The organism is Mesorhizobium sp. M7A.F.Ca.MR.176.00.0.0, from assembly GCF_004023165.1.
Classification (GTDB): Bacteria; Pseudomonadota; Alphaproteobacteria; order Rhizobiales; family Rhizobiaceae; genus Mesorhizobium.
Genome location: NZ_RZTC01000151.1, coordinates 10,813 through 11,874, shown reverse-complemented (window position 1 = coordinate 11,874; position 1,062 = coordinate 10,813). Strand labels below are relative to the sequence as shown.

General features: G+C 63.7%; 1 protein-coding gene. It reads left to right on the top strand.

Annotated elements, in window-relative coordinates:
• Positions 1-1,062, top strand: a 1,062-nt coding sequence (locus EOB59_RS31120; protein WP_245486831.1) for an outer membrane beta-barrel protein, incomplete at both ends; no start/stop codon positions are given.

Genomic DNA, 1,062 nt, shown 5'->3' with positions numbered 1-1,062 from the left:
GACCAGGCCAAGGACAAGGCTGCCGACAAGTCGAAAAAGAAAAAGAAATCGACGGCCGGCACCTCCGACATCACCGCTTCCACGACCGCCTCCACGACGGATGCCACCGAAGGTGAAGAGACAGACGAGGACACAGCCAACCGCCGCGCCCTCACCATCGACAGTGCCGACAGGCAGAAGCTCGACCCAGGCGCGGAGCGCACTGACGCCATCGAAGGCCAGAAAAAGAAGCTGGAGGATGATCCGTTTGCCGCCACCGGCGTCAAATGGGGCTCCTTCGTCATCCGGCCGACGATCGAACAGGGCCTGACCGCCACCTCGAACGGCGATTCGAGCAGTGCCGGCACGTCGGCGCTGCTGTCCGAGACGGCGCTGCGCTTTTCCGCCGCATCCGACTGGCGCGAGAACTCCGCCACGATCGACGGCTATGGCCTGTTTCGCGAGACCGTCTCCGGTTACCCGGTTCACGACGAGCAAGGGCGCATCGAAGGCCAGCTCAATGTCGACCTCGACAATGAGTTGCGCGCCATCGCCAAGCTCGGCTACGAGGCCGTGCCGGAATCGGCATCATCACCGGACGCCATTGCCGGCGTCAGCAAGCAACCGCTGCGGCAGACCATCGATGGCAGCCTCGCCGTCGAAAAGCATCTCGGCAAGATGCAGTACACGCTAACCGGCGCGGTCTCGCACGATTTTTACGGCGACGCCAAGCTCTCGGACGGCACCTCGCTGTCGCAGAAGGATCAGGACTCGACGCTCTACACCGCGACGTTGCGCACCGGCTACGAGATCTCCCCTGCCCTGACCCCGTTCACTGAAATCGAGGTCGGCCGCCGGACCTATGATCAACGCATCGACAATGAAGGCTTCGAGCGCTCGTCGACGCGGCTCGGCGCCCGCGCTGGCCTTGCACTCGACATGGGCGAGAAGCTGTCGGGCGAATTCTCGGCCGGCTGGCTCAGGGAAGCGATCGACGACAAAAACCTTGATGCAATCTCCGGTGCCACCGTCAACGCCGACCTCAAATGGTCACCGGAGCGCGGCACCACGATCGGCCTGACC